Source organism: Streptomyces yatensis (genome assembly GCF_018069625.1).
Lineage (GTDB): Bacteria > Actinomycetota > Actinomycetes > Streptomycetales > Streptomycetaceae > Streptomyces > Streptomyces yatensis.
The window spans coordinates 5218095-5244231 of sequence record NZ_CP072941.1 but is presented as its reverse complement, the minus strand read 5'-3'; the positions used below and the strand labels follow the sequence as shown (position 1 = coordinate 5244231).

Sequence of the window (26137 nt, the reverse complement as noted above, 5' to 3'; positions counted from 1 at the left end):
CCTGCATCAACTCACTAAGGAGATTGCCATGGCCGGTGCCACGGTCACCGTGACGGACGCCGACTTCGAGGAGAAGGTCCTCAAGAGCGACAAGCCGGTACTCGTCGACTTCTGGGCCGCGTGGTGCGGTCCGTGCCGCCAGATCGCCCCCTCGCTGGAGGCCATCGCGGCTGAGCACCCCGACAAGATCGTCATCGCCAAGCTCAACATTGACGAGAACCCGGCGACGGCCGCCAAGTACGGCGTGATGTCCATCCCGACGCTCAACGTCTACCAGGGCGGCGAGGTCGCCAAGACCATCGTCGGCGCCAAGCCGAAGGCCGCCATCGAGCGCGACCTGGCCGACTTCATCGGCTGAACGCATCACGCGTCGCGCTGATGCACGAAGGGGCTGCCCATGAGGGCAGCCCCTTCGCGTTTCACGCATCGTGTTTCACGTGGAACTCGCTACAGCGGCCGAAGCGCGGGCTCCTTCTGGACGGCGCCGAGCAGCCGGTCCAGCGCCAGCTCGACATCCTCCTTCCAGGAGATCGTCGTCCGCAGCTCCAGCCTCAGCCGGGGATAGCGCGGATGCGGCCGGACGGTCTTGAAGCCCACGGCCAGCAGATGATCGGCGGGCAGCACACACGCCGGTTCCTTCCAGGTGGCGTCCCCGAACGCCTCCACCGCCTTGAAGCCCCGGCGGATCAGATCCTTGGCGACGGTCTGCACCATCACCCGGCCCAGCCCCTGCCCCTGGTATCCGGGCATCAGCCACGCCGTCATCAGCTGGACGGCATCCGCCGCGACCGGACTGGTCGGGAAGGCCGTGGAGCGCGGCACATACGCCGGAGGCGCGTACAGCACAAAGCCCACCGGCACCTCATCGACATAGACCACCCGGCCGCAGGATCCCCACTCCAGCAGCACGGCCGAGATCCATGCCTCCTTCTCCAGCTCCGGTCGGCCTGCCCTTACGGCTGCCTCGCCGCTGACCGGATCGAGCTCCCAGAAGACACAGGCGCGACAGCGCTTGGGGATGTCCGGGAGGTTGTCCAACGTGAGCGGTACGAGCCGACGCCCCATGAAGCCAGTCCTTCACTTCCGTGGCCAGCCGCGCCACGGGCGGCTGACAGCGCACTACGCTCCCTGAGCAGACTGCCGACGAAGCCGCCGACAGCTCCCAGGCCCAATCCTGTGGCCACCAGCCCGGTGCGGCTCACCGATCGCATGGCCCTGCCCTCCACATGCGGCGCCTCCACCTGGATCCGCCCTGCCTGATCGCATCGTATCCGTGCCGAGATTGCACCGATACCGCCCTTGGGCAAACAGCGGGTCGCGTTCCGACCATGTCGGACCGCGACCCGCCCCCGCACTGCCCTTCCGTGCGGCTCGGCCGCACGGACAGCGCCTCACTCGTCCTCGTCCTCCGCTCCGCCCTCCGAGGAGAGCGGCTGCTCCAGCACCGGCCCCTCACCGGGAGCCAGCGAGCCGAGGATCCGCTCGAGATCCTCTATTGAGGCGAACTCGACGACGATCTTTCCCTTCTTCTGACCGAGGTCGACCTTCACCCGCGTCTCGAACCGGTCGGAGAGACGTGACGCCAGATCCGTGAGCGCGGGGGACACCCTCGCACCCGCCCGCGGGCTCTTGGTCTTCGTCGTACCGCCCGATCGCGATCCCATCAGGGTGACGATCTCCTCCACCGCACGCACCGAGAGCCCCTCGGCGACGATGCGATGGGCCAGCCGGTCCTGCTCCTCCGCGTCGTCCACGGAGAGCAGCGCCCGCGCATGGCCCGCGGAGAGAACCCCCGCCGCCACCCTGCGCTGAACGGACGGGGAGAGCCTCAGCAGCCGCAGCGTATTGGAGACCTGCGGACGTGAGCGCCCGATGCGGTCGGCCAGTTCGTCATGCGTGCAGTTGAAGTCCTTCAGCAACTGGTCGTACGCCGCCGCCTCTTCCAGCGGGTTCAGCTGGGCCCGGTGCAGGTTCTCCAGCAGCGCGTCGAGCAGAAGCTTCTCGTCGTCGGTGGCCCGGACGATCGCGGGGATCTTCTCCAGCCCGGCCTCACGACAGGCCCGCCAGCGGCGCTCGCCCATGATGAGCTCATAGCGCTCCGGCGCCAACTGCCGGACGACAACGGGCTGGAGGAGACCGACCTCCTGGATCGAGGTGACCAGTTCGGCGAGCGCGTCCTCGTCGAAGACCTCACGGGGCTGCCGCGGGTTGGGGGTGATGAAGTCCAGCGGCAGCTCGGCGAAGTGTGCCCCGGCCACCTCCTCCGGCATCACCGCCGGTGCGGCCTCGGGCTCCGCCTCCGGCGGTACGGTCTCGGGCTCCTGTGGAACGGTGTGCGTCGACAATGCGGCCACCTTGGCCGCCGGCACTCCGCGCTCCTGGGTGAGCACCGGGACCGCGGTCGGTGAGGTGGTGGCCCCGGTCGTCGTGACCGTTCCCGCCCCCGCCGAGGGTGCGGCGTTGTCCGCCCCCTTCGGCGCGGGAGGAATCAGGGCACCGAGCCCACGGCCCAGTCCTCTGCGTCGCTCACTCACTGAATCCCCTCCTGCATACTGTGCTGGTCGTGCTGGCTGAGCTCGGGCAAGGCATGGACGTGCTGGGCCTCGTAGTGCACGCCGACGCCTCTGAGGGCGATCTCACGGGCCGCCTCGAGATAGGAGAGCGCCCCACTCGACCCCGGATCGTAGGTGAGGACGGTCTGCCCATAGCTGGGGGCCTCGGAGATGCGCACCGATCGGGGAATGCTCGTCCGAAGCACCTCACCGCCGAAGTGGCTGCGCACCTCGTCGGCCACCTGGGAGGCCAATCGGGTGCGGCCGTCGTACATGGTGAGAAGGATCGTCGAGACATGGAGCTTGGGGTTGAGATGACCCCGCACCAGATCCACGTTCCGCAGCAGCTGGCCCAATCCCTCCAGCGCGTAGTACTCGCACTGGATCGGGATCAGCACTTCCGCGCCGGCCACCAGCGCATTGACCGTCAGCAGCCCCAGCGAGGGCGGGCAGTCGATCAGGATGTAGTCCAGCGGCTGCTCATAGGCCTGGATGGCCCGCTCCAGCCGGCTTTCCCTGGCCACCAGAGAGACCAACTCGATCTCGGCACCGGCAAGATCAATCGTGGCCGGGGCACAGAAGAGCCCCTCCACATCCGGGACCGGCTGCACCACATCGGACAGCGGCTTGCTGTCGACCAGCACGTCATAGATCGATGGGACCTCGGCGTGGTGGTCGATCCCCAGCGCCGTCGAAGCATTGCCCTGTGGGTCGAGGTCGATCACCAGCACCCGACCACCGTGCAGGGCGAGCGAGGCGGCCAGGTTGACCGTGGTCGTGGTCTTTCCGACCCCGCCCTTCTGGTTGGCGACCACCATCACCCGGGTCTGCTCCGGCCTGGGCAGCCCCTCACCAGCACGGCCCAGAGCTTCTACCGCCAGTTGAGCAGCACGGCCAATAGGGGTGTCGTCCATCGGGGGTGGCGTTTCACGTGAAACATCCTCCCCCGGCGATTCGGTACGGGGGCCGGGGACCGGATCGGTCATCGGCCCCGCGATGTTGGCGTCGGACCGCAAGGATTCACTCTCCTCGACATCAGGCTCGCAATAAGCAGAGCCTGCCATGCTTTTGGGGTCGTGAACCAGCGAGGCCCGTTCTCCTGTGGATGAATCCACGTTCATACGGGGTCGGCGGTCGCGGGGCGAGGCCGCCGCACGACCGCGACTGATGATTCCATGCAGCAGGGAGCGACGTTTCACGTGAAACACGATGCACGGGAGGCCCTGCGGATTGGTCGCGACACTCCGGTATGCGTAGTTTTGCCAGCTTGTATGGAGCAATGCCCTCGGCTCAGGGTCGACGGCGCGGCGTCCGGCGAGCGGCCTTGGCCCGCTTCGCGGCGAAACGCACACCCCCGGGGCTCTCCCCGACCTCGACCCGCACCACCGTCGAGGGCGGGTCCACCACTCCCTCACCGACATGCAGCACCGAGGTCTCCACCACGCCCAGCTTGCCCAGTGCGGCCCGGGCCTGCTTCAGCTCCTCCTCGGCGGTGTCGCCCTTCAGGAGCAGCATCTCGCCGTACGGGCGCAGCAGCGGAACCCCCCAGCCGGCCAGCCGGTCCAGCGGGGCCACCGCTCGAGCCGTCACCACATGCATCGGGGTCAGCTTCCCGAGGACCTCCTCGGCACGGCCGCGCACCACCGTCACATGCTCCAGCCCCAGCAGCTCGACCACTTCCCGCAGAAAGTTCGTCCGCCGCAGCAAGGGCTCCAGAAGCGTGATCTGGAGATCCGGCCGGGTCAGGGCCAGCGGAATACCGGGAAGCCCGGCCCCCGACCCCACATCGCAGACGGTGACCTCCTCGGGCACCACTTCGGAGAGCACCGCGCAGTTCAGCAGATGCCGCTCCCACAGCCGCGGCACCTCACGCGGACCGATCAGCCCACGCGTCACTCCCACATCGGCCAGCAGCTCGCCGTAGCGCACGGCCTCCGGGAAGCGGTCACCGAATACGTCCCTTGCCTCGGGGGGCGCCGGGGGGAGCTCCGCTGCTTCCGTCACGGGGACCGTCCTTCCGTACCGAACACTGTGCTGAACGATGATGTAAGGCTGACAAGATTCGGCCCCGTCTGCGTGCAGACGGGGCCGGGTGGATCACGAGGCGGAACCGCTTCAGACCGGAAGCACGACCACGCAGCGCTGGGGCTCCTCGCCCTCGGACTCGCTGCGCAGCCCGGCGGCGGCCACAGCGTCGTGCACCACCTTCCGCTCGAAGGGCGTCATCGCCTTGAGCTTCACCGGCTGAGCGGTGCCCTTCGCCTCCTCCGCGGCCTTGGTGCCCAGCTCGGTCAGCTCGGCACGCTTACGGGCCCGGTATCCGGCGATGTCGAGCATCAGCCGGCTGCGGTCGCCGGTCTCCCGGTGCACCGCGAGGCGGGTCAGCTCCTGAAGGGCCTCCAGCACCTCGCCATCGCGGCCGACCAGCTTCTGCAGATCGCGGCTGGTCGAGTCGCTGATGATCGACACCGCTGCTCGGTCGGCCTCGACGTCCATGTCGATGTCGCCGTCGAGGTCCGCGATGTCCAGCAGCCCCTCGAGGTAGTCGGCCGCGATCTCCCCTTCCTGCTCAAGGCGGGACAGGGTGTCGACACCCTCGGCGGCCGGGGTGGTGCCTTCCGTCACGGATGGACTCCTTCGTTACTTCTTGGACGGGTGCTTGGGGCGCTGCTGGCCCTTGCGCTGGCCGGACTTCGCGCCACGGGAGGAGCCGGAAGCCGAGCCGCCGGCCGGCTTGCCGCCCTGCGCGCCCTTCTTCTGCGCCGCGCCCTGCTTCTCGTCGGGCTTCTTGGCCTCGGCGGACTTCTCCGTGGACGACGCCGCGGAATCCGTCTGCGCGCCGGCCCTGCTGTGCCCGGTCGTGGAGCGCTGCGCCTTGGTCTGGCGCTTGGGCTGCTGGCGGTTGGCACGCGCCGTCTCGGCCGCCTGCTTCGCGACGACGTCGGCCGGCTCCTCCTTCAGCTTGCCCTGGGCCCGCAGCCGCTCCTGGCGGGCCTTGAAGGCGAGGCTGCCCGGGGTCGGGTTACGGCGGATGACGAACATCTGCTGACCCATGGTCCAGACGTTGGTGGTCAGCCAGTAGACGAGGACACCGACGGGGAAGTTGATGCCGAAGACGGCGAACATGATCGGGAAGACGTACATCAGCATCTTCTGCTGCTGCATGAACGGCGTCTTCACCGTGAGGTCGACGTTCTTGGTCATCAGCTGGCGCTGGGTGAAGAACTGCGACGCCGACATCAGGACGATCATGGTGATCGTCACGATGCGCACATCGGTCAGCGAGGCGCCGAGGGATTCGACCTTCGAGGCCGAGTCCATGAACTTCACCGACAGCGGAGCGCCGAAGATGTGGGCGTTACGGGCGCTGTCCAGCAGGGCCTGGTCGGTGATGACACCGACCGTCCTGTTGTTCGCGATGTGGTTGAGGACCTGGTACAGCGAGATGAAGAACGGCGACTGGGCGAGGATCGGCAAGCAGCTGGAGAGCGGGTTGGTACCCGTCTCCTTGTACAGCTTCATCATCTCTTCGGACTGACGCTGCTTGTCGCTCTTGTAGCGCTCCTGGATCGCCTTCATCTTGGGCTGGAGCGCCTGCATGTTCCGCGTCGACTTGATCTGCTTCACAAAGAGCGGGATCAGGCAGATACGGATCAGCACCACCAGCGAAACGATGGACAGACCCCACGCCCAGCCACTGTCCGGATCAAAAATGAGGCTGTAGAACGAGTGGAACTGGACGATGATCCAGGAAACTACGTCATAAAGAGGACCGAGGATCGTGTCCACGAATCAGGCTCCTTGGGCGTTGGGCTGGGTCTCGGGCTGTGCGGCAGGCTCCACAGTCGGATGCCCGCCGAGGCGGTTCCGCAGCCGCTGGTGCCACACCGGACGCTTCCGGGGCGGAACGTGGTCGACGCCACCGAGCGACCATGGGTTGCAGCGCAAGATGCGCCAGGCCGTCAGCGCCGTTCCTTTTACCGCGCCGTGCCGGTCGATGGCCGTGTAGCCATAGTGCGAGCACGACGGGTAGTACTTGCAGACCGGCCCCAGCATCGGGCTGATGGTCCACTGGTACAGCTTGATCAACCACAGCAGCGGGTACTTCATCGCGGCACCCCTCCCAGTAGCCGCTGCACTGCCGTGTCGAGATCGCGGGCCAGCTGGTCGTGACCCGCCTCACCCGCACCGGGCAGCGCCCGTACGACCACAAGGCTACCTGCGCCGAAACGATCGATGCGGTCCCGCATCAGATGACGCAGTCGCCGCTTCACCAGATTGCGGACGACGGCGCCGCCGACCGCCTTGCTTACGACGAAACCCGCACGCGCCGGAGGAGCACTCTCCCCAGATGCGTGCGGGTCCGTATCACCGCTGGTGAGGCCGGTACGAAGATGCACGACAAGGAGCGGGCGACCGGCCCTGCGTCCTCGGCGTACCGCGGCCGCGAAGTCCTCGCGCCGCCTCAGCCGATGCTCGGTAGGCAGCACGTCATGGACCTTGGATCAGGCTGCTCAGGCCGACAGGCGTCCGCGACCCTTGCTACGGCGGGACGCGAGGATCGCGCGGCCGGCACGGGTGCGCATCCGCAGCCGGAAGCCGTGGGTCTTCGCGCGGCGACGGTTGTTCGGCTGGAAAGTGCGCTTGCTCACTCGGGGGCTCCAGAAATGAATCGGATGGTGGCGGTCTATCGCCTGGCTGTCACCGTGCGCCCACGAGTAGCTCGCAATACGCCCGAGTGCACCGCTTCACGACCACAGGTCATCTCGCCCGTGATCCTTGCCCATCGGAGGCAGGCGGCAGCAGCCATCGACAACTCGACCTGGTTACGGTACGCGCGGTTACGCCATCCGGTCAAACCGGTGGCCGACACCAAGACAGCGCGGTTGCCCTCCCAGCCTAGGGGCAAGGGAACGCCCGGCGACATCGCATGGCACATTTGTACACACCCTGTGGACAACGACTTGAACCGCGTACCCCGGCCTGACTACCGTGGCTGGGCTCCGATTCCTTCACGCCCGTCCCGAGAACCACGCATTCGTGGGACCTGTCGGCGTCCCCCACCCAGCGAGCTGAGAGAGCGTGCCCTGTGGCTGACGTACCCGCCGATCTTGCCGCAGTGTGGCCACGCGTGCTCGAGCGGCTGCTGGGAGAGGGCTCGGGACAGGGCGGACAAGGCGTCGAGGCCAAGGACGAGCACTGGATCAAGCGGTGCCAGCCCCTCGCGCTGGTCGCCGACACCGCGCTGCTCGCCGTCCCCAATGAATTCGCCAAGGGCGTGCTGGAGGGCCGGCTGGCCCCCGTCGTCAGCGAAACGCTGAGCCGGGAGTGCGGCCGCCCGATCCGCATCGCGATCACCGTCGACGAGTCCGCCGGCGAACCGGTCGTGCCCCCGCAGGTCCAGCGCGATCAGCGCGAGTCCTACGAGAGCCGCGAGCAGCGCGAGCCCTACGAAAGCTACGACGGCCGGGACGGCCGGGACGGCTATGGCCGTCAGGCGCCGGACGATCTGCCGTCGGCCCGCCCCGCGTACCCCGGCTATCAGCAGCCGCGCCCCGAACCGGGCGCCTGGCCGCGGCCCCGTGACGACTACGGCTGGCAGCAGCCCCGGCTCGGCGGCTTCCCCGAGAGCGATCCCTACGCCTCCCAGCACACCTCGTCCGGCTATGACCAGCAGCCGTACGACCAGCAGCGGCGCGGTGACTACCGCGGTCCCGGCGCCGAGCGTCCCGGGCCGGGCGGTCCCGGCGGCGGCCCCGGCCCCGAGCGCCCGCCGTACGAGCAGCGCCACGATCTGCCCGACCCGCTCGAGCGCGCCCGCGGCGGACCGCCCGTCCTGCCCTCGCAGACCGGCGCCCCCGGCCCGCTCGCCGCTCAGCCCGCGCCCGCGTCCGGCCCCGGTGAGCCGACCGCGCGGCTGAACCCCAAGTACCTCTTCGACACCTTCGTCATCGGCGCGTCCAACCGCTTCGCGCACGCCGCGGCGGTCGCCGTGGCCGAGGCGCCGGCCAAGGCGTACAACCCGCTGTTCATCTACGGGGAGTCCGGGCTCGGCAAGACCCACCTGCTGCACGCCATCGGTCACTACGCGCGCAGCCTGTATCCCGGCACCCGGGTGCGCTACGTGAGCTCGGAGGAGTTCACCAACGAGTTCATCAACTCCATCCGCGACGGCAAGGCGGACGCGTTCCGCAAGCGCTACCGCGACATGGACATCCTGCTGGTCGACGACATCCAGTTCCTGGCGAGCAAGGAGTCGACGCAGGAGGAGTTCTTCCACACCTTCAATACGCTCCACAACGCCAACAAGCAGATCGTGCTCTCCTCCGACCGGCCGCCCAAGCAGCTGGTCACCCTGGAGGACCGGCTCCGCAACCGCTTCGAGTGGGGCCTGATCACCGATGTGCAGCCGCCGGAGCTGGAGACGCGTATCGCGATCCTCCGTAAGAAGGCGGTGCAGGAGCAGCTGAACGCACCACCGGAGGTGCTGGAGTTCATCGCCTCGCGGATCTCCCGCAACATCCGGGAGCTGGAGGGCGCGCTCATCCGCGTCACCGCCTTCGCGAGCCTGAACCGGCAGCCGGTGGACCTCGGACTCACCGAGATCGTGCTGAAGGATCTGATCCCCGGCGGCGAGGACGCGGCCCCGGAGATCACCGCCACCGCGATCATGGCCGCGACCGCCGACTACTTCGGGCATACGGTCGACGATCTGTGCGGCGCCTCCCGCAGCAGGGTGCTGGTCACCGCGCGGCAGATCGCGATGTATCTCTGCCGGGAGCTGACCGATCTGTCGCTGCCCAAGATCGGCGCGCAGTTCGGCGGGCGCGACCATACGACGGTCATGCACGCCGACCGCAAGATCAGGGCGCTGATGGCCGAGCGGCGCTCCATCTACAACCAGGTGACCGAGCTGACCAACCGCATCAAGAACGGCTGAGAGGGGCCCAACAGGGCCTCGTAGGGCCACCGCGAACCGCTGAAGGGCGCTCCGGGAGGGACAACTCCCGGGGCGCCCTTCGTCGTTCACCCCTACGAGCTGTTCGATTCCCTGCCCGGCCGGCCCGGTTCTCCACAGATACGCGGCCCATCCACCGTCCACACCCTGGGGACGTGGGAGTTGTCCCGATCGCGTCCACAGGGTGCCCGGTGGGGATGGCATCCACCGAGGTCAGGTGGTTGTGGAATTGTGGCTATCGGGAGTCCACAGACTGTGGACGATCGAGATACCCACAGGCCGCGTGTCAGCTTGTCCACCGGCAACCCACAGCCGAAGGCCCGTTGCCCACAGCTTCTCCACACCGCTGTCCACTGTTCGGCAACGAAATGGCCACGGTCACCGGCGCGAGTGAAAGGCGTCACACCAAGGAGGCGGGTTGGGCTGTGGGGAAGGTGGGTAAAACTGGGGACAGCGCTGGGGAGAACCGGGCGATGTCTGTGCATCGCATGTGCAGAACTCTTCGGCATCCACAGACAACCCTGGTTGTCCACCGCCGTCGCCCACAGGCCCGGTGGACAAAAAACCGCCGCTGACCAGGGAAAAGTCAGTTTTCCACGGTTTCCACAGGCCCTACTACTACGACCACAGAGTTATAGCGAGGAAATCGCTTCGAAGTGGGGCCTGTGCACAACCTCGGGCCGAGCCGCCCGACACCCCGCGCACCGACTTGACCCCGAGCCGCACCGACTGTCGGCGGCGTGCGTCAGACTGGTCTCCGGCTACTCAGCCGACGACGAAGGCCAGCAGGGCGAGCCAGCAACAGCAGGAGGCGGCTTACGGTGAAGATCCGGGTGGAGCGCGATGTACTCGCGGAGGCGGTGGCCTGGACGGCCCGCAGCCTCCCGGCCCGACCGCCGGTGCCCGTCCTCGCGGGCATCCTCATGAAGGCGGAGGAAGGCGCGCTCAGCCTCTCCGGCTTCGACTACGAGGTCTCGGCACGCGTCTCCGTGGAGGCCGACATCGAGGACGACGGCACGGTCCTCGTCTCCGGCCGGCTCCTCGCCGACATCTGCCGCGCCCTCCCCAACCGTCCTGTGGAGATCTCCAGCGACGGGGTGCGGGTCACCGTGGTCTGCGGCTCCTCGCGATTCACACTCCACACCCTGCCTGTGGAGGAGTACCCGGCGCTGCCGCAGATGCCGACCGCGACCGGCACCGTCCCGGGTGAGGTCTTCGCCGCGGCCGCCGCCCAGGTCGCCATCGCCGCCGGCCGTGACGACACCCTGCCGGTGCTCACCGGTGTGCGGATCGAGATCGAGGGCGACACCGTCACGCTGGCCTCCACCGACCGCTACCGCTTCGCGGTCCGCGAGTTCCTGTGGAAGCCCGAGACCCCCGACATCTCCGCCGTCGCGCTGGTGCCCGCCAAGACGCTCCTCGACACCGCCAAGTCGCTGACCAGCGGTGACACCGTCGCGCTCGCGCTCTCCGGCTCGGGTGCGGGCGAGGGCCTGATCGGCTTCGAGGGCGCCGGGCGCCGTACGACCACCCGGCTGCTCGAGGGCGACCTGCCGAAGTACCGCACGCTCTTCCCCACCGAGTTCAACTCGGTCGCGGTGATCGAGACGCCTCCGTTCGTCGAGGCCGTCAAGCGTGTGGCCCTGGTCGCCGAGCGGAACACCCCGGTGCGGCTCACCTTCGAGCAGGGCGTGCTGATCCTGGAGGCCGGGTCCAGCGACGATGCACAGGCTGTGGAGAGGGTGGACGCCCAGCTCGACGGCGACGACATCTCGATCGCCTTCAACCCGACGTTCCTGCTGGACGGCCTCAGCGCGATCGACTCACCGGTCGCCCAGCTGTCCTTCACCACCTCGACCAAGCCCGCGTTGCTCAGTGGCAAGCCCGCCATGGACGCCGAGGCGGACGAGGCGTACAAGTACCTGATCATGCCGGTGCGACTCAGCGGCTGAGAGCGCGAATGAGCAGGTGTAGCCCACATCTGTGCGGTTACCCGCGGGCGTAGGCTCGGACTCACCGCGAAACGCAACGGACTACGGCATGAAGGATCACTGATGGAGCTCGGTCTCATCGGCCTCGGCAAGATGGGCGGCAATATGCGCGAGCGCATTCGCCGCGCAGGCCACACCGTCATCGGCTACGACCACAACCCGGACGTCGCCGATGTCCACAGCATCGATGAGCTCGTCAACAAGCTGAAGGCCCCCCGCGTGGTGTGGGTCATGGTCCCGGCGGGCGTCCCCACCCAGATCACCATCGACGAGCTGGCCGAGCTGCTGTCGCCCGGCGACATCGTGGTGGACGGCGGGAACTCCCGCTGGACGGATGACGAGAAGCACGCCGAGCAGCTCAACGCCAAGGGAATCGGCTTCGTCGACTGCGGTGTCTCCGGCGGTGTCTGGGGCCTGGAGAACGGCTATGCGCTGATGTACGGCGGCGCCGCCGAGCATGTGGCCAAGGTCCAGCCGATCTTCGACGCGCTCAAGCCCGAGGGCGAGTGCGGCGCCGTTCACGCCGGCAAGGTCGGCGCGGGCCACTTCGCCAAGATGGTCCACAACGGCATCGAGTACGCGATGATGCAGGCGTACGCCGAGGGCTGGGAGCTGCTGGAGAAGGTGGACTCGGTCACCGACGTCCGCGAGGTCTTCCGCTCCTGGCAGGAGGGCACGGTCATCCGCTCCTGGCTGCTGGACCTGGCCGTGCGCGCCCTGGACGAGGACGAGCACCTGTCCAAGCTGCGGGGCTACGCGGAGGACTCCGGCGAGGGCCGCTGGACCGTGGAGGCGGCGATCGACAACGCCGTGCCGCTGCCCGCGATCACCGCATCGCTCTTCGCCCGGTTCGCCTCCCGTCAGGAGGACTCGCCGCAGATCAAGATGATCGCCGCGCTGCGCAATCAGTTCGGCGGCCACGCGGTCGAGAGCAGCGACAAGTAACCACCCCACGGGGTGGCGCAAGCAGTTCAGCCGGGGGAGGTCGGCGCAGCCCACTATGCACGTCACGCATCTCTCGCTCGCCGACTTCCGCTCGTACACCCGGGCCGAGGTGGCCCTCGACTCGGGCGTCACGGCCTTCGTCGGGCCCAACGGCCAGGGCAAGACCAATCTCGTCGAGGCCGTCGGCTATCTCGCCACCCTCGGCAGCCACCGGGTCTCCTCCGACGCCCCGCTGGTGCGCATGGGCGCGGAGCGGGCCGTGGTCCGGGCCGCGGTCGTCCAGGGTGACCGGCAGCAGCTGATCGAGCTGGAGCTCAACCCGGGCAAGGCCAATCGCGCCCGTATCAATCGGTCCTCGCAGGTCAGACCGCGTGATGTGCTGGGGATCCTGCGTTCGGTGCTGTTCGCGCCCGAGGATCTGGCCCTGGTCAAGGGCGATCCGGGCGAGCGTCGGCGCTTCCTCGACGAGCTGATCACCGCGCGGGCGCCCCGGATGGCGGGGGTCCGCTCCGACTACGACCGGGTGCTCAAGCAGCGCAACACCCTGCTGAAGACCGCTGCCCTGGCCCGGCGGCACGGTTCGCGCAGCGGCGGCGGCGACGCGGCTCTGTCCACGCTCGACGTCTGGGACCAGCATCTGGCCCGAGCCGGTGCCGAGTTGCTGGCCCAGCGGCTCGATCTGATCGCCGTGCTCCAGCCGCTCGCCGACAAGGCGTACGAGCAGCTCGCGCCGGGCGGCGGCCCCGTGCTGCTGGAGTACCGCGGCTCGGCCGGTGAGGGGCTGACCGACGCGGGCAGCCGCGAGGAGCTGTACGAGCTGCTGATGGCCGCCCTCACCGAGGCCCGTAAGCAGGAGATCGAGCGCGGGGTCACGCTGGTGGGCCCGCACCGCGACGACCTGATCCTCAAGCTGGGCCGGCTCCCGGCGAAGGGCTACGCCAGCCATGGCGAGTCCTGGTCGTACGCCCTCGCCCTGCGGCTGGCCTCCTACGATCTGCTGCGCACCGAGTCGGGCGAGCCGGTGCTGGTGCTCGACGACGTCTTCGCGGAGCTGGACGAGCGGCGCCGGGAGCGGCTGGCCGAGCTGGTCGCCCCCGGGGAGCAGGTGCTGGTGACCGCGGCGGTGGAAGACGACGTTCCGCAGGTGCTGTCCGGCATGCGCTATGCGGTGTCCGAGGGCGAGGTGCGGCGCGTATGACCGACGGAATGACCGGCGGAATGGACCAGCCCGCGGGGCCTTCGCCGGTGCCCGAGCCCTCGGGCGTCGATCTCGCGCGGGTGGCGCTGCGCGCCGCCAAGGAGCAGGCGCGTGCCCGGGGAGCCGCGGCCCAGCAGAAGAAGCAGGCGCGCAGAGGGGGCTTGCGCTCCGGCGCGCGCGCCGATGGCCGCGATCCGCTTCCACTCGGTGCGGCGATCAACCGGCTGATCACCGAGCGCGGCTGGGAGGCCCCGGCCGCGGTCGGCGGGGTGATGGGCCGCTGGCCCCAGATGGTGGGGCCCGAGGTGGCGCAGCACTGCGAGCCCCAGCGGTACGACGAGGACGCCCGGGTGCTCACGGTGCGCTGTGACTCCACGGCGTGGGCGACCCAGCTGCGGCTGCTCGCCCCGCAGCTCGTGGCCCGGCTGAACGCGGATCTGGGTCATGGCACCGTCAAGATGATCAAGGTCCTGGGCCCCGGTGGCCCGGCCCGCCGCTACGGCCCGCTGCGCTCCCCGGGCTCCACCGGCCCGGGCGATACCTACGGCTGACCGGGGCTTGTGCGCTCCCGTGTTAACCGGGGGTAACAGGGTGACTGCTGAGACCCCGGTCACGGTTGCCGGTGGTTGACAGCTCGAAGCGCTGAGTGGCGGTGTGAGCCTCTTGGAGCCCGTCCCCGCATATGGGGAGTCGCTGGCAGCCGGTTCAGGGCGGCACATGCGGACTCAGGCGGCAGCAAGCCCCCATTCTTGTCGGCGCTACCGGTAGACTGGGCCCGTACACCGTCGCCGCCGGCGCACCGAGCGCTTGCGGACACATGTTGAACGACGCAGCCGCTCCCGCCTGCCCGGAGATGGCTTGTGCTGTGCCAGAAAGGGCGCTTCGTGGCCGATTCCGGCAACCCCATCGAAAACATCCCGTCCACGCCCGACGACGAGGCCCTGGCCTCGCCGTCGTACGACGCCAGTGCGATTACCGTCCTGGAGGGGCTGGAGGCGGTCCGCAAGCGACCCGGTATGTACATCGGTTCCACCGGTGAGCGCGGCCTCCACCATCTCGTCCAGGAGGTCGTCGACAACTCCGTCGACGAGGCCATGGCGGGTCACGCGGACAGCATCGAGGTCACGATCCTCGCCGACGGCGGCGTCCGCGTCGTGGACAACGGCCGCGGGATCCCGGTGGGCATCGTCCCCTCGGAGGGGAAGCCGGCCGTGGAGGTCGTGCTGACCGTGCTGCACGCGGGCGGCAAGTTCGGCGGCGGCGGCTACGCCGTCTCCGGCGGTCTGCACGGCGTCGGCGTCTCCGTCGTCAACGCCCTGTCGTCGAAGGTGTCGGTCGAGGTCAAGACGGACGGCTACCGCTGGACCCAGGACTACAAGACGGGAGCGCCGACCGCGCCCCTGGCCCGGAACGAGGCCACGGAGGAGACCGGCACCACGGTCACCTTCTGGGCGGACCCGGACGTCTTCGAGACCACCGAGTACTCCTTCGAGACGCTGGCCCGGCGCTTCCAGGAGATGGCGTTCCTCAACAAGGGCCTGTCGATCTCGCTCACGGACGAGCGCGAGGCCCATGTGGACGAGGAGGGCAAGCCGCTCTCCGTGAAGTACCACTACGAGGGCGGCATCGTCGACTTCGTCACGTACCTCAACTCCCGCAAGGGCGAGCTGGTCCACCCCACGGTGATCGGGTTCGAGGCCGAGGACAAGGAGCGGATGCTCTCCCTCGAGATCGCGATGCAGTGGAACACCCAGTACACCGAGGGTGTCTACAGCTTCGCGAACACCATCCACACCCATGAGGGCGGCACCCACGAGGAGGGCTTCCGCGCCGCGCTGACGTACCTGATCAACAAGTACGCGCGCGACAAGAAGCTGCTCCGGGAGCGCGACGACAACCTCACCGGTGAGGACATCCGCGAGGGCCTGACCGCGATCATCTCGGTCAAGCTGGGCGAGCCGCAGTTCGAGGGCCAGACCAAGACCAAGCTGGGCAACACGGAGGCCAAGACCTTCGTCCAGAAGATCGTCAACGAGCATCTCGCCGACTGGCTGGACCGCAACCCCAATGAGGCGGCGGACATCGTCCGCAAGGGGATCCAGGCGGCGACGGCCCGGGTCGCGGCCCGTAAGGCGCGGGATCTGACCCGCCGTAAGGGGCTGCTGGAGACCGCGTCGCTGCCGGGCAAGCTGAGCGACTGCCAGTCCAATGACCCGTCGAAGTGCGAGATCTTCATCGTCGAGGGTGACTCCGCCGGCGGCTCGGCCAAGTCCGGCCGTAACCCGCAGTATCAGGCGATCCTCCCGATCCGCGGCAAGATCCTCAACGTGGAGAAGGCCCGGGTCGACAAGATCCTGCAGAACAACGAGGTCCAGGCGCTGATCTCCGCCTTCGGCACCGGGGTGCACGAGGACTTCGACATCGCCAAGCTCCGCTATCACAAGATCATTCTGATGGCGGACGCCGATGTCGACGGCCAGCACATCAACACCCTGCTGCTGACCTTCCTCTTCCGCTTCATGCGCCCGCTGGTCGAGGCGGGGCATGTCTTCCTCTCCCGTCCGCCCCTCTACAAGATCAAGTGGGGCCGGGACGACTTCGAGTACGCGTACTCGGACCGGGAGCGGGACGCGCTGATCCAGGTCGGCCGTGAACAGGGCAAGCGCATCAGGGACGACTCGGTCCAGCGCTTCAAGGGTCTGGGCGAGATGAACGCCGAGGAGCTGCGGGTCACCACGATGGACCCCGACCACCGCGTCCTGGGCCAGGTCACCCTGGACGACGCGGCGCAGGCCGACGACCTGTTCTCGGTCCTGATGGGTGAGGACGTCGAGGCACGGCGCTCGTTCATCCAGCGCAACGCCAAGGATGTCCGCTTCCTCGACATCTGAGTCGGCCCCCAGCCGCAGACGACAGAAGGACTTTGACCAGCAATGGCCGACGAGAACACCCCGAACACGCCCGACGACCTGACCCCCGACGAGCTCGCCGAAGGCGCCGCGCTCCGCGTCGAGCCGGTCGGCCTCGAGACGGAGATGCAGCGCTCGTACCTCGATTACGCGATGAGCGTGATCGTCAGCCGTGCGCTGCCGGACGTCCGGGACGGCCTCAAGCCGGTGCACCGCCGGGTGCTGTACGCGATGTACGACGGCGGGTACCGCCCCGAGAAGGGCTTCTACAAGTGCGCCCGCGTCGTCGGCGACGTCATGGGCACCTACCACCCGCACGGCGACTCGTCGATCTACGACGCCCTGGTGCGGCTCGCTCAGCCGTGGTCCATGCGGATGCCGCTGGTCGACTCCAACGGCAACTTCGGCTCCCCGGGCAACGACCCCGCGGCGGCCATGCGGTACACCGAGTGCAAGATGGACCCGCTGGCCATGGAGATGCTCCGGGACATCGACGAGGAGACCGTCGATTTCCAGGACAACTACGACGGCCGTAACCAGGAGCCGACGGTCCTCCCGGCGCGCATCCCGAACCTGCTGGTCAACGGCTCGGCGGGGATCGCGGTCGGCATGGCCACCAATATCCCGCCGCACAATCTGCGCGAGGTCGCCGAGGGAGCCCAGTGGTTCCTGGCCAACCCGCAGGCCACCCAGGAGGAGTTGCTCGAGGCCCTGATCGACCGGATCAAGGGCCCGGACTTCCCGACCGGCGCGCTGGTCGTCGGCCGTAAGGGCATCGAGGAGGCGTACCGCACCGGGCGCGGCTCGATCACGATGCGCGCGGTGGTGGAGGTCGAGGAGATCCAGGGCCGGCAGTGCCTGGTGGTCACCGAGCTGCCGTACCAGGTGAACCCGGACAACCTCGCGCAGAAGATCGCCGACCTGGTGAAGGACGGCAAGGTCGGAGGCATCGCCGACGTCCGCGACGAGACCTCCTCGCGCACCGGTCAGCGCCTGGTCATCGTGCTCAAGCGGGACGCGGTCGCCAAGGTCGTCCTCAACAACCTCTACAAGCACACGGATCTGCAGACCAACTTCGGCGCCAACATGCTGGCGCTGGTCGACGGTGTGCCGCGCACGCTCTCGCTGGACGCGTTCATCCGCAACTGGGTGACCCACCAGATCGAGGTCATCGTCCGCCGGACCCGCTTCCGGCTGCGCAAGGCCGAGGAGCGGGCGCACATCCTGCGCGGTCTGCTCAAGGCCCTGGACGCGATCGACGAGGTCATCGCGCTGATCCGGCGCAGCGACACGGTGGACACCGCGCGCGGCGGCCTGATGGGCCTGCTGGAGATCGACGAGATCCAGGCGAACGCGATCCTGGAGATGCAGCTGCGGCGGCTGGCCGCCCTGGAGCGTCAGAAGATCATCCAGGAGCACGACGAGCTGCAGGCCAAGATCGACGAGTACAACGCGATCCTGGCCTCGCCCGAGCGGCAGCGGCAGATCATCAGCGAGGAGCTGACCGCGATCGTCGAGAAGTTCGGCGACGACCGGCGCACCAAGCTGGTGCCCTTCGACGGTGACATGTCCATCGAGGACCTGATCGCCGAGGAGGACATCGTCGTCACCATCACGCGTGGCGGCTATGTGAAGCGCACCAAGACCGAGGACTACCGCTCCCAGAAGCGCGGCGGCAAGGGCGTGCGCGGGACGAAGCTGAAGCAGGACGACATCGTCTCCCACTTCTTCGTCTCGACCACCCACCACTGGCTGCTGTTCTTCACCAACAAGGGCCGGGTCTACCGGGCGAAGGCGTACGAGCTGCCGGACGCCGGCCGGGAGGCGCGCGGCCAGCATGTCGCGAATCTGCTGGCGTTCCAGCCCGATGAGAAGATCGCGCGGATCCTGGCCATCCGGGACTACGAGGCGGTGCCGTATCTGGTGCTCGCCACCAAGTCCGGCCTGGTGAAGAAGACCCCGCTGAAGGACTACGACTCGCCCCGCTCGGGCGGCGTGATCGCGATCAACCTCCGGGAGATGGCGGACGGCCGCGAGGACGAGCTGATCGGTGCCGAGTTGGTGTCCTCCGCGGACGATCTGCTGCTGATCAGCAGGAAGGCCCAGTCGATCCGGTTCACGGCGACGGACGAGTCGCTGCGGCCGATGGGGCGCGCGACCTCCGGTGTGAAGGGCATGAGCTTCCGCGAGGACGACGAACTCCTCTCGATGAATGTCGTCCGGCCCGGTACGTTCGTGTTCACCGCCACCGACGGTGGGTACGCGAAGCGGACCAACGTCGACGAGTACCGCGTCCAGGGGCGCGGCGGCCTCGGGATCAAGGCAGCGAAGATCGTCGAGGACCGGGGTTCCCTGGTCGGGGCGCTGGTGGTCGAGGAGACCGATGAGATCCTCGCCATCACGCTCAGCGGTGGCGTGATCCGTACCCGGGTCAATGAGGTCAGGGAGACGGGCCGTGACACCATGGGCGTCCAACTGATCAACCTGGGCAAGCGCGATGCCGTCGTCGGCATCGCCCGGAACGCCGAGGCCGGTCGTGAGGCTGAAGAGGTCGAGGAAGATTCCGCGACCGGGAGCGCGCCAGCCGAGGAGGCCGCGTCCGAGGCGGTCGAGGGCACACCGCCCCCGGCCGACGAGACCGAGGAGTAAGTCGTGAGTGGAGCCACGGGTGCCGCGGGCGGCGGTGCGGACGCCGGAGGGCGTCCGGGATCGGGAGCCCAGACTTCGGCGGGCGGTACCACCGCTGGGGAAGGCGCCCGTGGCCCGGCCGGGGACTCCGCCCCCGCGTCGGTGACGGAGACCCGGAAGCTGCGGCCGCAGCGCGATCCGCATCCGAAGCCCCAGTACTCCAGCCCGCTCCCCAACGAGCGTCCCGCCCCCGCCCAGCCCGCGCAGCCGTACCACCCGCCGCAGGCCTACGCCCCGCCGCCCGGCGGCGGGGCCGGACAGGGCGGCGCCGCGGTGCCCGGACAGCCGGGCCAGGCCGCCCATTCGGGGCACCAGCAGGCCGCCACGGCCGTCCGCCGCCCCCGTACGTCCGCGGGGGCCCGTCCGGCGCCGCGGACCCGTAAGGCGCGGCTGAGGGTCGCCAGGGTCGATCCGTGGTCGGTCATGAAGGTCAGCTTCCTGCTCGCGATCGCGCTGGGGGTCTGCACCGTGATCGCGGTGGCGGTGCTGTGGATGGTCATGGACGCCATGGGCGTCTTCAGCGCGGTCGGCGGCACCATCAGCGACGCGACGGAGTCGCAGGAGGGCAGCGGGTTCGACCTGGAGTCCTTCCTGTCGCTTCCGCGTGTCCTCGGGTTCACCGGGATCATCGCCGTGATCAACGTGGTGTTGGCCACCGCGCTGGCCACGCTCGGGGCGTTCATCTACAACCTGTCGGCGGGCTTCGTGGGTGGCGTCGAGCTGACCTTGGCGGAGGACGAGTAGCGGCCCGCCGTTACCGATTTTGGGACGGGGCAGGTCGTGCGCTAATCTTTCGGTGCAGCGCGGGGCTATAGCTCAGACGGTTAGAGCGCTTCCCTGATAAGGAAGAGGCCACAGGTTCAAGTCCTGTTAGCCCCACCGTCGCGATCAGCCTGGATGAAGATCTTCTTCATCCAGGCTGATGTCGTATGGGGGGCCGGGAGTTGATCCCCGGCCCCTGCCCGGTTTCTCACCGGCCAATGCCGGTCATAGGTCACCGATCGGTATCGGTCGGTGTGTATCATCGGGCGCCAGAGGTCCCCTACGTCAAGAAAGAGACGAGGTAGCGCAGTGAAGAAGCTGCTCCTGGTCGCACTGGCCGCCATCGGCGGGCTCCTCGTGTACCGCCAGATCCAGGCGGATCGCGCCGAGCAGGATCTGTGGACGGAGGCGACCGACTCCGTGCCCGCAGGTTCGGGTGTGTGAGCTCCTAGCTCCTAAGACAGTCCCAGTTCGGGGCCCCGACCGCTGGAGCGGTCGGGGCCCCGTCGGCTTTACTGGCGCCGTGCGGGGAAGGGGCAGGGGCGCCGGGGGATGGGAAGACGGGGGGCCTTCGTGTTTCACTCTCGCAAACGAATGGCTTGCACAGGCAAAGTTGAACGGGCCGACCGGCCGGTACGACGAGGAGTGACGCGCGATGAAGGACCGCCGCAAGGTCAGGGCCGGTCTCGCCGCGGTGGCGGCACTGTGCGCGGTGGCCGCGGCGCCGGGGACGTCCCTCGCCGACGCCGCCGACGGGGCCCGGGCGTACGAGACCCGCGGCACCCGGATATCCGGCGCCGACGCCGACTCGGACGCCCCGTCCCTGACGGCCGGCCGCACCTATGTCGACAGCGTCGGACCGGGCGAGAAGCGGTACTACGGCGTGACGCTCGACACGAAGTCAGCCGCCTATGTCTCAGCGGTCGCCGCGCCCCGGCCGGGTGCGGACGTGACCTCGTACCGCGATGGTGTGAAGGTGACGCTGGAGAGCCCTGAAGGGGGCATCTGCGGCACCGCCGCCCCGAAGATCGAAACCAATGGCGTCGCCTATCCCCTCGCCGACTACGCCTCCCGCCAGATGGACTCCGGCCCGGCCTCCTGCCATGAAGCGGGGCGCTATGTGGTGACGGTGGAGCGCCAGGACGGGTCACCGGACCCGGAGCGCTGGCCTGTGGAGCTCCGGCTGATGGTGGAGCCACCGGTGAAGGGCGGGGCCACGGGAGCGGCTCCGGAGGGGAGTTGGAGCACGCCGTCCCCCGAGCCGCCGGACGGCACTCCCTGGCCGCGGCGCGGCGGACGCGGCTTCACCGACGCGCCGACCCTGGGGAGCGGCGTCTGGAAGGACGAGATCACGCCGGGGGAGACGCATTTCTACCGGGTGCCCGTCGACTGGGGGCAGCGCCTCACCGCCGCCGCCGAACTGTCCGCCGACGACAAGGACCAGAGCACCCGTCCGCTCGACCGCGCCCTGGCGCTGCACGCGTACAACCCGGCGCGCGGGCTCGCCAAGCGCGGCATCCCCGCCGCGCAGGACGGCGATGCGCCCCGCACCCAGGTGGCCACCGCACCGGTGGCCTACGGAAACCGGTATGCCAACACCGGCTCCACGGTCCGCGCGATGAGCTTCAGCGGTGGGTACTTCCTTGCGGTCACCCTCAACCCGCCGCAGGTGGCACCGCATCTGAACGGCCCGGTGCCGGTCGTCCTGCGGGTACGGGTCGCGGGCGCCGCGCGCGGCGGGCCCAGCTACGACAGGGACCCGGTCGAGGCGGGGTTCGGCCTCACGGCGGCCGACCGGAAGGCGGCCAAGCGCCATCCGGACGCAGCGGACGACGATCGGATGGCGAGTCCTGGCTCCGGCGCCGCCGACTCGGAGAAGACCGCGTTGCGGGTGGTGGGGTACGCGGGGATCGGCACGGGGACGGCTCTGGTGCTCGGGCTCGGCGTGTGGACGCTCGCCGCCCGGCGCCGGGCCTCCGCGCAGCGGTACGGGCCGCCGCCGGGCTGGTAGTTGGGGCCCTGCTTTCGCTGGGGGTGCGCCAGGGGAGGCGCAGTCAGGGGGCCGCCGTCAGAGGCCGCCGTCAGGGGCTGGCGTCGGCGGGGGCTTCGTCAGGGGCGGTGACGTCGGCGGGGGCGCCCGTCAGGGCCTTCAGGGGTGGTGACGTCGGCGGGGCGCCGTCGGCGTATGGGCGACGTCAGCCCGCGGCCACCAGCGCCCACGCGCCGACGGCGAAGCACACCGCCGCGACGATCAGGATCGAGAGCGCCGCTTTCCGGGACGGCCCGGGACGCGGCCGCGTCGCCGCGGGAACCTGCGGCCGCCCGGCGGTGTATGGACGAGTAGAAGGGAAATCACGCGGGGGCGGCGTCGGTGTCGGGGTCGGAGTCGGTGTGGGTGTCGGCGTTGGCGTCGGTGTCGGCGAGGGAGCCGCGGCCGGAGCGGAAGCGGGGGTGGGCGTATGCGGGTGCGCGTGGTGCACCGACTGTACGGGGTGTGGGGGCTGCTGTGCGTGGTGCGGATGCTGCGCGGGTGGCTGAGCCGGTGGGAGCGGGGCCGCCGTCGAGGGGGTCGGCGGGGTCAGTGGGTGGGGCATCGACTGCGGCATCGACGGCCGCTGGACCGGCGGGGGCGGAGTCGCGGGCCGGGCGGTCGGCGGCGGGGGCGTCGGTGTCGGTGGGCCCGCGGGCTGGGGCGGTGGGGTCCGGCTCAGGGGCGTCTGGGCATGTGGGGGTTGGCCGTGCGGGGATTCAGCGTGCGGGACGCCGGAGGACGGAGCCCCCGGAGACCCGGTGTGCGAGGCCTGGCCGGGCGGGGGCTCGGTGTGCGGTGTCCCTGGCTGGTCGGTCCGGGGGAGCGGCGGCGGGAGGGTGAAGCTGCCGGTGTCGGACATGGACGGCTGTGGGGCGGCCGGCTGGGGAGGGGACGCCTCGGCGGCGGAGCCCGCGTCGGCGGCGGTCTGAGACGGAGAGGGCGCCGCGCCGTTCGCGCCGCTGTCTCTGGGTGGGTCCGTCTTCGCGTGGCGGCGGCGCGGCCGGGTCGGCCCATTGGCGTCGAACCCGGCGGGCAGCGGCCCGAGGTGGTCGAAGACCTCGATGGCGTCGTCGTCCAGGTCGGCCTCGGGCAGCAGGTCGACGGCCGTCGCCAGGGCCTTCCGCGCTCCTGTGGCGGTGCGGAAGCGGTCCTCGGGGTCCGGCTGCAGCAGACCCGCGATCACCTGCCACAGCGGCTCCGGCACCCCCGTGGGCGCGTTCGGCACTCCCTGCTCGAAGAGCTTGACGAGCGCCTCCGCGTCGGGCTTGTGCCCGTTGAGCAGATAGAGCGTCACCAGCCCCACGGCGAAGAGGTCCGCCGGGAAGTCCGGGTCGTCGCCCATCATCTGCTCGGGCGCGAAGTAACCCGGAGTGCCCATCACGTAGTTGGCCTCGGTGAGGCGCGGCTCGCCCTTGGTCAGCGCGATGCCGAAGTCGGACAGCCGCACATGCGGCCGCCCGGTCCCGGTGGATTCCAGCAGGATGTTCGCGGGCTTGATGTCCCGGTGCACCACGCCCTCGGCGTGTACCGCGGCCAGTCCGGAAAGCAGCTGGTCGAGCAGGGTGCACACATAACGGGGCGGCAGCGGGCCGTAGTCCCCGATGAGATGGGCGAACGAGCCGCCGCCCACCAGATCCATGGTGAACAGCACCTTGTCGTCGTCGGCCGCCCAGCTGGCCGGCGCCAGCACATGGGGGTGGTCGATCCGCAGGGCCTGTTCCCGGACGAAGCGCAGCAGCGTATGGGCGTCACGTTGCTGGAGCACCTTCGCTGCCACGTACCGTCGGCGGCGGTGGTCCCAGACGCGCCATACGGCGCCCACGCCCCCACGCCCGATCGGGTCCACCAGCTCGTACCGGCCCGCGAAGATCTCACCCATCGCGCCGTGCCCGCCCCGTCATCGACTCGTCAGCAGTTCAGCCCGTCAGCTCTGGTGCGCCTCGTAGTGGGCGACCGCATCGGCGGTCCGCCCGGCGCCGTACACACGGAGAAACTCTGCCAGCTCGGGGTGGGTCGGGGCGAGGGAGTCGGCGGCATCGATGATGTCCCCGGCGGCCGCCACGGACCGCAGCAGCGACTGGATCTCGCGCACCACTCGCCGAACGGTCGGGGCGCCGGTGCTCGTCGCCGTGGACTGGGTGGAGTTGAGGACCGAGCCGCCCGCGGACTTCTTGATCTCCTCCATGCGCTCGGCGGCCTCGGCGGCACTGACCCTGCCGTCCGCCGCCTGGCTGGACAGCTCCTGCAGGGCCTGCACCCGCTGGACGACGGCGGGGTTGCCGATCTTGGCGCGCTGGCCGCTCATGAGCTGCGAGAGCATGGGCGCGGACAGCCCGAGGACGGCGGCGAGACGGGCCTGGTTCAGACCGAGATCATCGATGAGACGGCGAAAGAGCGCCCCCAGCGGTTCCCCGTACCAGCTGCGCTGAAGCTCCCGTGCGCGCGCGGTGGCATCCTGCTGTGTTGCGTCCATCTCGCTCTCCCCTTCGCTTCGCTGCCGCGAATCTTGCGTGGCATCCTACGGAGAGCGCTACGCACGAGCGATACCCGGTCGGGAATGGTGGCCGGTAGCAGGTATCCTGATCGGCGACGGGGCCTTAGCTCAGTTGGTAGAGCGCCGTCTTTGCATGGCGGATGTCAGGAGTTCGACTCTCCTAGGCTCCACCTTCGTCACCAGCCAGGACATCGTGATCGGTGTCCTGGCTGGTTTGTTTCGCCCCTGATATCGGTGTTGCCACTCCTGTCATTGCCCGGCGCAACACCCGCGGGATGCTCCAGGGTGTTTCTCACAACTCGGGCAGATCGCCCGGGAGTCGTCTGATCGGCGCGAGCCGCCGTACAGGGGGACACGATGGGTGAGCTGCATCCGCTGGGCGAGAACCTGCCCGGGGAGTGCCGGGCCTTCGCTGTGGAGCTGAGGAAGCTGTTCCTGGGGCTGGGGATCTCGGTGCGCAGATATGCCGTGCGCAGACACCGGGATCCGAGCACCATCTCGCGGTTTCTGAGCGGCACCCGCATCCCGCCGTGGGAGTTCGTCTTCGATCTGTTCACCGATCTCGCGGCGCGGCGGGGCGTCGCTCCCACCCCCGCCGCCATCGAGCTGGTGCGGGAGCTGCACCGGGCCGCGGTCCGCACCAGCCGCTCCCCCGGCCATGCCATGGAGATCCTGCAGATCCAGCTGGCCGATGCCGACCGGGACGCGCGGGTGTCCATGGCCCACCAGGACGTGCTGGGCGAGGCGCTGCTGGACCGCAAGCACCGCATCGCCGATCTCGAGGTGCGGCTGAACCAGGCCGAGGCGGCCTGGGCCACGGAGCGCGCCCGGGCGGACGCGCTGGAGCGGGAGCTCCCGGACCGGAAGGAGCTGATCAAGGAGCGGGATCTGCTCCGCCAGGAGGTGGGGCGGCTCACCGAGGAGCTGGAAGACGTGCGGCTGCGGGGCCGGCTGGCGGAGGAGCGCTGCCTGGTCCTGGAGCGGCAGCTGGCCATGGTGGAGTCCCAGCCCCCGGCCGCGGTGCCACAGCCGGAGGACGAGCCGGCGGTTCCGGAGGGACCCGCGGTGCCCAGGCGGGGCACCGGGCCGCGGCCCAAGATCCTCGTAGTGGACGACCAGCAGAACAATCTGCTGGCCATGGAGGCCGTGCTGGCCACGCTCGACCAGGAGCTGGTGACCGCGACCTCCGGGCAGGAGGCACTCAAGGCGCTGCTCGACCATGACGACTTCGCGGTGATCCTGCTGGATGTGCAGATGCCCGAGATGGACGGCTATGAGACGGCGGCCCACATCAAGCGGCGTTCCCGTAACCGCGACATCCCGATCATCTTCCTCACCGCGATGGGCGCCGACCCGGAGAACGCCTCGCGGGGCTATGCGGCCGGTGCGGTGGATTACATGGCCAAGCCGTTCGACCCCTGGGCGCTGCGGGCCAAGGTCTCGGTCTTCACCGAGATCTTCCTGGAGCGCCGGCAGCGCCGTTCCCAGGGGGAGGACCCGGCGGACTGAGCCGGGGCCGGAGACAGGGCCGAGACGGGGCCGAGATGAGGCGAGGGGCGGGAGATCATCAGATCTCCCGCCCCTCGCGGAGGGCAGCCCCGGACGCCG

General features: G+C 69.3%; 23 protein-coding genes and 2 tRNA genes. 14 read left to right on the top strand and 11 right to left on the bottom strand.

Annotated elements, in window-relative coordinates:
- Positions 1 to 28: 28 nt before the first annotated feature.
- Entirely contained in the window at positions 29 to 358 is a 330-nt protein-coding gene (trxA, locus tag J8403_RS21910) for a thioredoxin (RefSeq protein ID WP_014061966.1), read from the top strand.
- An 89-nt stretch (positions 359 to 447) separates the two neighbouring features.
- Here the strand turns inward: trxA and J8403_RS21905 are convergent, their stop codons facing one another.
- The 9 genes from J8403_RS21905 to rpmH form a co-directional block, all read right to left on the bottom strand.
- Positions 448 to 1065: a GNAT family N-acetyltransferase gene (locus tag J8403_RS21905; protein ID WP_037954609.1), complete on the bottom strand. Its 618-nt coding sequence runs from the start codon at positions 1063 to 1065 to the stop codon at positions 448 to 450.
- A 326-nt stretch (positions 1066 to 1391) separates the two neighbouring features.
- The gene (locus J8403_RS21900; protein ID WP_211124646.1) at positions 1392 to 2534 is read right to left on the bottom strand and encodes a ParB/RepB/Spo0J family partition protein; all 1143 of its coding nucleotides are present in this window, start codon (positions 2532 to 2534) and stop codon (positions 1392 to 1394) included.
- Positions 2531 to 3616, bottom strand: a complete 1086-nt coding sequence (locus J8403_RS21895; protein ID WP_078505641.1) for a ParA family protein — start codon at positions 3614 to 3616, stop codon at positions 2531 to 2533. Before J8403_RS21895 ends, J8403_RS21900 begins: the two co-directional genes overlap by 4 nt.
- Positions 3617 to 3842: 226 nt before the next feature.
- On the bottom strand, positions 3843 to 4556 hold the full coding sequence (gene rsmG / locus J8403_RS21890) for a 16S rRNA (guanine(527)-N(7))-methyltransferase RsmG (RefSeq protein WP_078642436.1): 714 nt from the start codon (positions 4554 to 4556) through the stop codon (positions 3843 to 3845).
- A 111-nt stretch (positions 4557 to 4667) separates the two neighbouring features.
- Positions 4668 to 5177, bottom strand: a complete 510-nt coding sequence (locus tag J8403_RS21885) for a Jag family protein (RefSeq protein WP_059143744.1) — start codon at positions 5175 to 5177, stop codon at positions 4668 to 4670.
- A 15-nt stretch (positions 5178 to 5192) separates the two neighbouring features.
- Positions 5193 to 6341 (bottom strand): membrane protein insertase YidC, encoded by a 1149-nt coding sequence (gene yidC, locus J8403_RS21880; protein WP_211124645.1) that lies wholly within the window; start codon positions 6339 to 6341, stop codon positions 5193 to 5195.
- 3 nt (positions 6342 to 6344) lie between these two features.
- The gene (gene yidD / locus J8403_RS21875) at positions 6345 to 6662 is read right to left on the bottom strand and encodes a membrane protein insertion efficiency factor YidD (protein WP_014061973.1); all 318 of its coding nucleotides are present in this window, start codon (positions 6660 to 6662) and stop codon (positions 6345 to 6347) included.
- Positions 6659 to 7042, bottom strand: a complete 384-nt coding sequence (rnpA, locus tag J8403_RS21870; RefSeq protein WP_079059322.1) for a ribonuclease P protein component — start codon at positions 7040 to 7042, stop codon at positions 6659 to 6661. The genes yidD and rnpA overlap by 4 nt, the downstream gene beginning before the upstream one ends.
- Positions 7043 to 7066: 24 nt before the next feature.
- On the bottom strand, positions 7067 to 7204 hold the full coding sequence (gene rpmH / locus J8403_RS21865) for a 50S ribosomal protein L34 (RefSeq protein WP_009716483.1): 138 nt from the start codon (positions 7202 to 7204) through the stop codon (positions 7067 to 7069).
- A gap of 437 nt (positions 7205 to 7641) precedes the next feature.
- On the opposite strand from rpmH, the gene dnaA reads away from it, so the two are divergent.
- The 11 genes from dnaA to J8403_RS21810 all read left to right on the top strand — a co-directional run bounded on the left by dnaA (position 7642) and on the right by J8403_RS21810 (position 22014).
- Positions 7642 to 9492, top strand: coding sequence for a chromosomal replication initiator protein DnaA (gene dnaA, locus J8403_RS21860; RefSeq protein WP_211124644.1), 1851 nt, complete (start codon positions 7642 to 7644; stop codon positions 9490 to 9492).
- Positions 9493 to 10331: 839 nt separating this feature from the next.
- A complete protein-coding gene (gene dnaN / locus J8403_RS21855; RefSeq protein ID WP_059143747.1) occupies positions 10332 to 11462 on the top strand; it encodes a DNA polymerase III subunit beta in 1131 nt (376 codons plus the stop codon).
- 102 nt (positions 11463 to 11564) lie between these two features.
- Complete coding sequence (gnd, locus tag J8403_RS21850) at positions 11565 to 12446, top strand: phosphogluconate dehydrogenase (NAD(+)-dependent, decarboxylating) (RefSeq protein WP_211124643.1); 882 nt, start codon at positions 11565 to 11567, stop codon at positions 12444 to 12446.
- A gap of 55 nt (positions 12447 to 12501) precedes the next feature.
- Positions 12502 to 13644: a DNA replication/repair protein RecF gene (gene recF, locus J8403_RS21845; RefSeq protein ID WP_211124642.1), complete on the top strand. Its 1143-nt coding sequence runs from the start codon at positions 12502 to 12504 to the stop codon at positions 13642 to 13644.
- Positions 13641 to 14195 carry a DciA family protein gene (locus J8403_RS21840; RefSeq protein WP_237515224.1) on the top strand — a complete coding sequence of 185 codons (555 nt, stop codon included), beginning with the start codon at positions 13641 to 13643 and terminating at the stop codon, positions 14193 to 14195. The genes recF and J8403_RS21840 overlap by 4 nt, the downstream gene beginning before the upstream one ends.
- 309 nt (positions 14196 to 14504) lie before the next feature.
- Positions 14505 to 16535 carry a DNA topoisomerase (ATP-hydrolyzing) subunit B gene (gyrB, locus tag J8403_RS21835; RefSeq protein WP_281427944.1) on the top strand — a complete coding sequence of 677 codons (2031 nt, stop codon included), beginning with the start codon at positions 14505 to 14507 and terminating at the stop codon, positions 16533 to 16535.
- Positions 16536 to 16577: 42 nt separating this feature from the next.
- Positions 16578 to 19202 carry a DNA gyrase subunit A gene (gene gyrA, locus J8403_RS21830; protein ID WP_211124641.1) on the top strand — a complete coding sequence of 875 codons (2625 nt, stop codon included), beginning with the start codon at positions 16578 to 16580 and terminating at the stop codon, positions 19200 to 19202.
- Between the two features lie 3 nt (positions 19203 to 19205).
- Positions 19206 to 19985, top strand: coding sequence for a DUF3566 domain-containing protein (locus J8403_RS21825; protein WP_211124640.1), 780 nt, complete (start codon positions 19206 to 19208; stop codon positions 19983 to 19985).
- Positions 19986 to 20046: 61 nt separating this feature from the next.
- A tRNA-Ile gene (locus J8403_RS21820) sits at positions 20047 to 20120 on the top strand.
- A 192-nt stretch (positions 20121 to 20312) separates the two neighbouring features.
- Positions 20313 to 20447, top strand: a complete 135-nt coding sequence (locus tag J8403_RS21815; RefSeq protein WP_003958712.1) for a DLW-39 family protein — start codon at positions 20313 to 20315, stop codon at positions 20445 to 20447.
- Between the two features lie 211 nt (positions 20448 to 20658).
- Positions 20659 to 22014 carry a hypothetical protein gene (locus tag J8403_RS21810; RefSeq protein WP_211124639.1) on the top strand — a complete coding sequence of 452 codons (1356 nt, stop codon included), beginning with the start codon at positions 20659 to 20661 and terminating at the stop codon, positions 22012 to 22014.
- Between the two features lie 184 nt (positions 22015 to 22198).
- Here J8403_RS21810 and J8403_RS21805 read toward each other — a convergent pair whose 3' ends face one another.
- Positions 22199 to 23914 carry a serine/threonine-protein kinase gene (locus J8403_RS21805; protein WP_211124638.1) on the bottom strand — a complete coding sequence of 572 codons (1716 nt, stop codon included), beginning with the start codon at positions 23912 to 23914 and terminating at the stop codon, positions 22199 to 22201.
- A gap of 45 nt (positions 23915 to 23959) precedes the next feature.
- Complete coding sequence (locus J8403_RS21800) at positions 23960 to 24508, bottom strand: helix-turn-helix domain-containing protein (RefSeq protein ID WP_078642446.1); 549 nt, start codon at positions 24506 to 24508, stop codon at positions 23960 to 23962.
- Positions 24509 to 24626: 118 nt separating this feature from the next.
- Here J8403_RS21800 and J8403_RS21795 point away from each other — a divergent pair.
- Positions 24627 to 24699 (top strand) — tRNA-Ala (locus J8403_RS21795).
- 187 nt (positions 24700 to 24886) lie between these two features.
- Positions 24887 to 26038, top strand: coding sequence for a response regulator (locus J8403_RS21790; RefSeq protein ID WP_211124637.1), 1152 nt, complete (start codon positions 24887 to 24889; stop codon positions 26036 to 26038).
- Positions 26039 to 26137 lie beyond the last annotated feature (99 nt).

Excerpts from the sequence above, each read along its gene's own strand:
- trxA (WP_014061966.1), top strand. The coding sequence starts at position 29 with ATGGCCGGTGCCACGGTCACCGTGACGGACGCCGACTTCGAGGAGAAG.
- J8403_RS21905 (WP_037954609.1), bottom strand. The coding sequence starts at position 1,065 with ATGGGGCGTCGGCTCGTACCGCTCACGTTGGACAACCTCCCGGACATC.
- J8403_RS21895 (WP_078505641.1), bottom strand. The coding sequence starts at position 3,616 with ATGGCAGGCTCTGCTTATTGCGAGCCTGATGTCGAGGAGAGTGAATCC.
- yidD (WP_014061973.1), bottom strand. The coding sequence starts at position 6,662 with ATGAAGTACCCGCTGCTGTGGTTGATCAAGCTGTACCAGTGGACCATC.
- gnd (WP_211124643.1), top strand. The coding sequence starts at position 11,565 with ATGGAGCTCGGTCTCATCGGCCTCGGCAAGATGGGCGGCAATATGCGC.
- recF (WP_211124642.1), top strand. The coding sequence starts at position 12,502 with ATGCACGTCACGCATCTCTCGCTCGCCGACTTCCGCTCGTACACCCGG.
- J8403_RS21840 (WP_237515224.1), top strand. The coding sequence starts at position 13,641 with ATGACCGACGGAATGACCGGCGGAATGGACCAGCCCGCGGGGCCTTCG.
- gyrA (WP_211124641.1), top strand. The coding sequence starts at position 16,578 with ATGGCCGACGAGAACACCCCGAACACGCCCGACGACCTGACCCCCGAC.
- J8403_RS21810 (WP_211124639.1), top strand. The coding sequence starts at position 20,659 with ATGAAGGACCGCCGCAAGGTCAGGGCCGGTCTCGCCGCGGTGGCGGCA.
- J8403_RS21805 (WP_211124638.1), bottom strand. The coding sequence starts at position 23,914 with ATGGGTGAGATCTTCGCGGGCCGGTACGAGCTGGTGGACCCGATCGGG.
- J8403_RS21800 (WP_078642446.1), bottom strand. The coding sequence starts at position 24,508 with ATGGACGCAACACAGCAGGATGCCACCGCGCGCGCACGGGAGCTTCAG.
- J8403_RS21790 (WP_211124637.1), top strand. The coding sequence starts at position 24,887 with ATGGGTGAGCTGCATCCGCTGGGCGAGAACCTGCCCGGGGAGTGCCGG.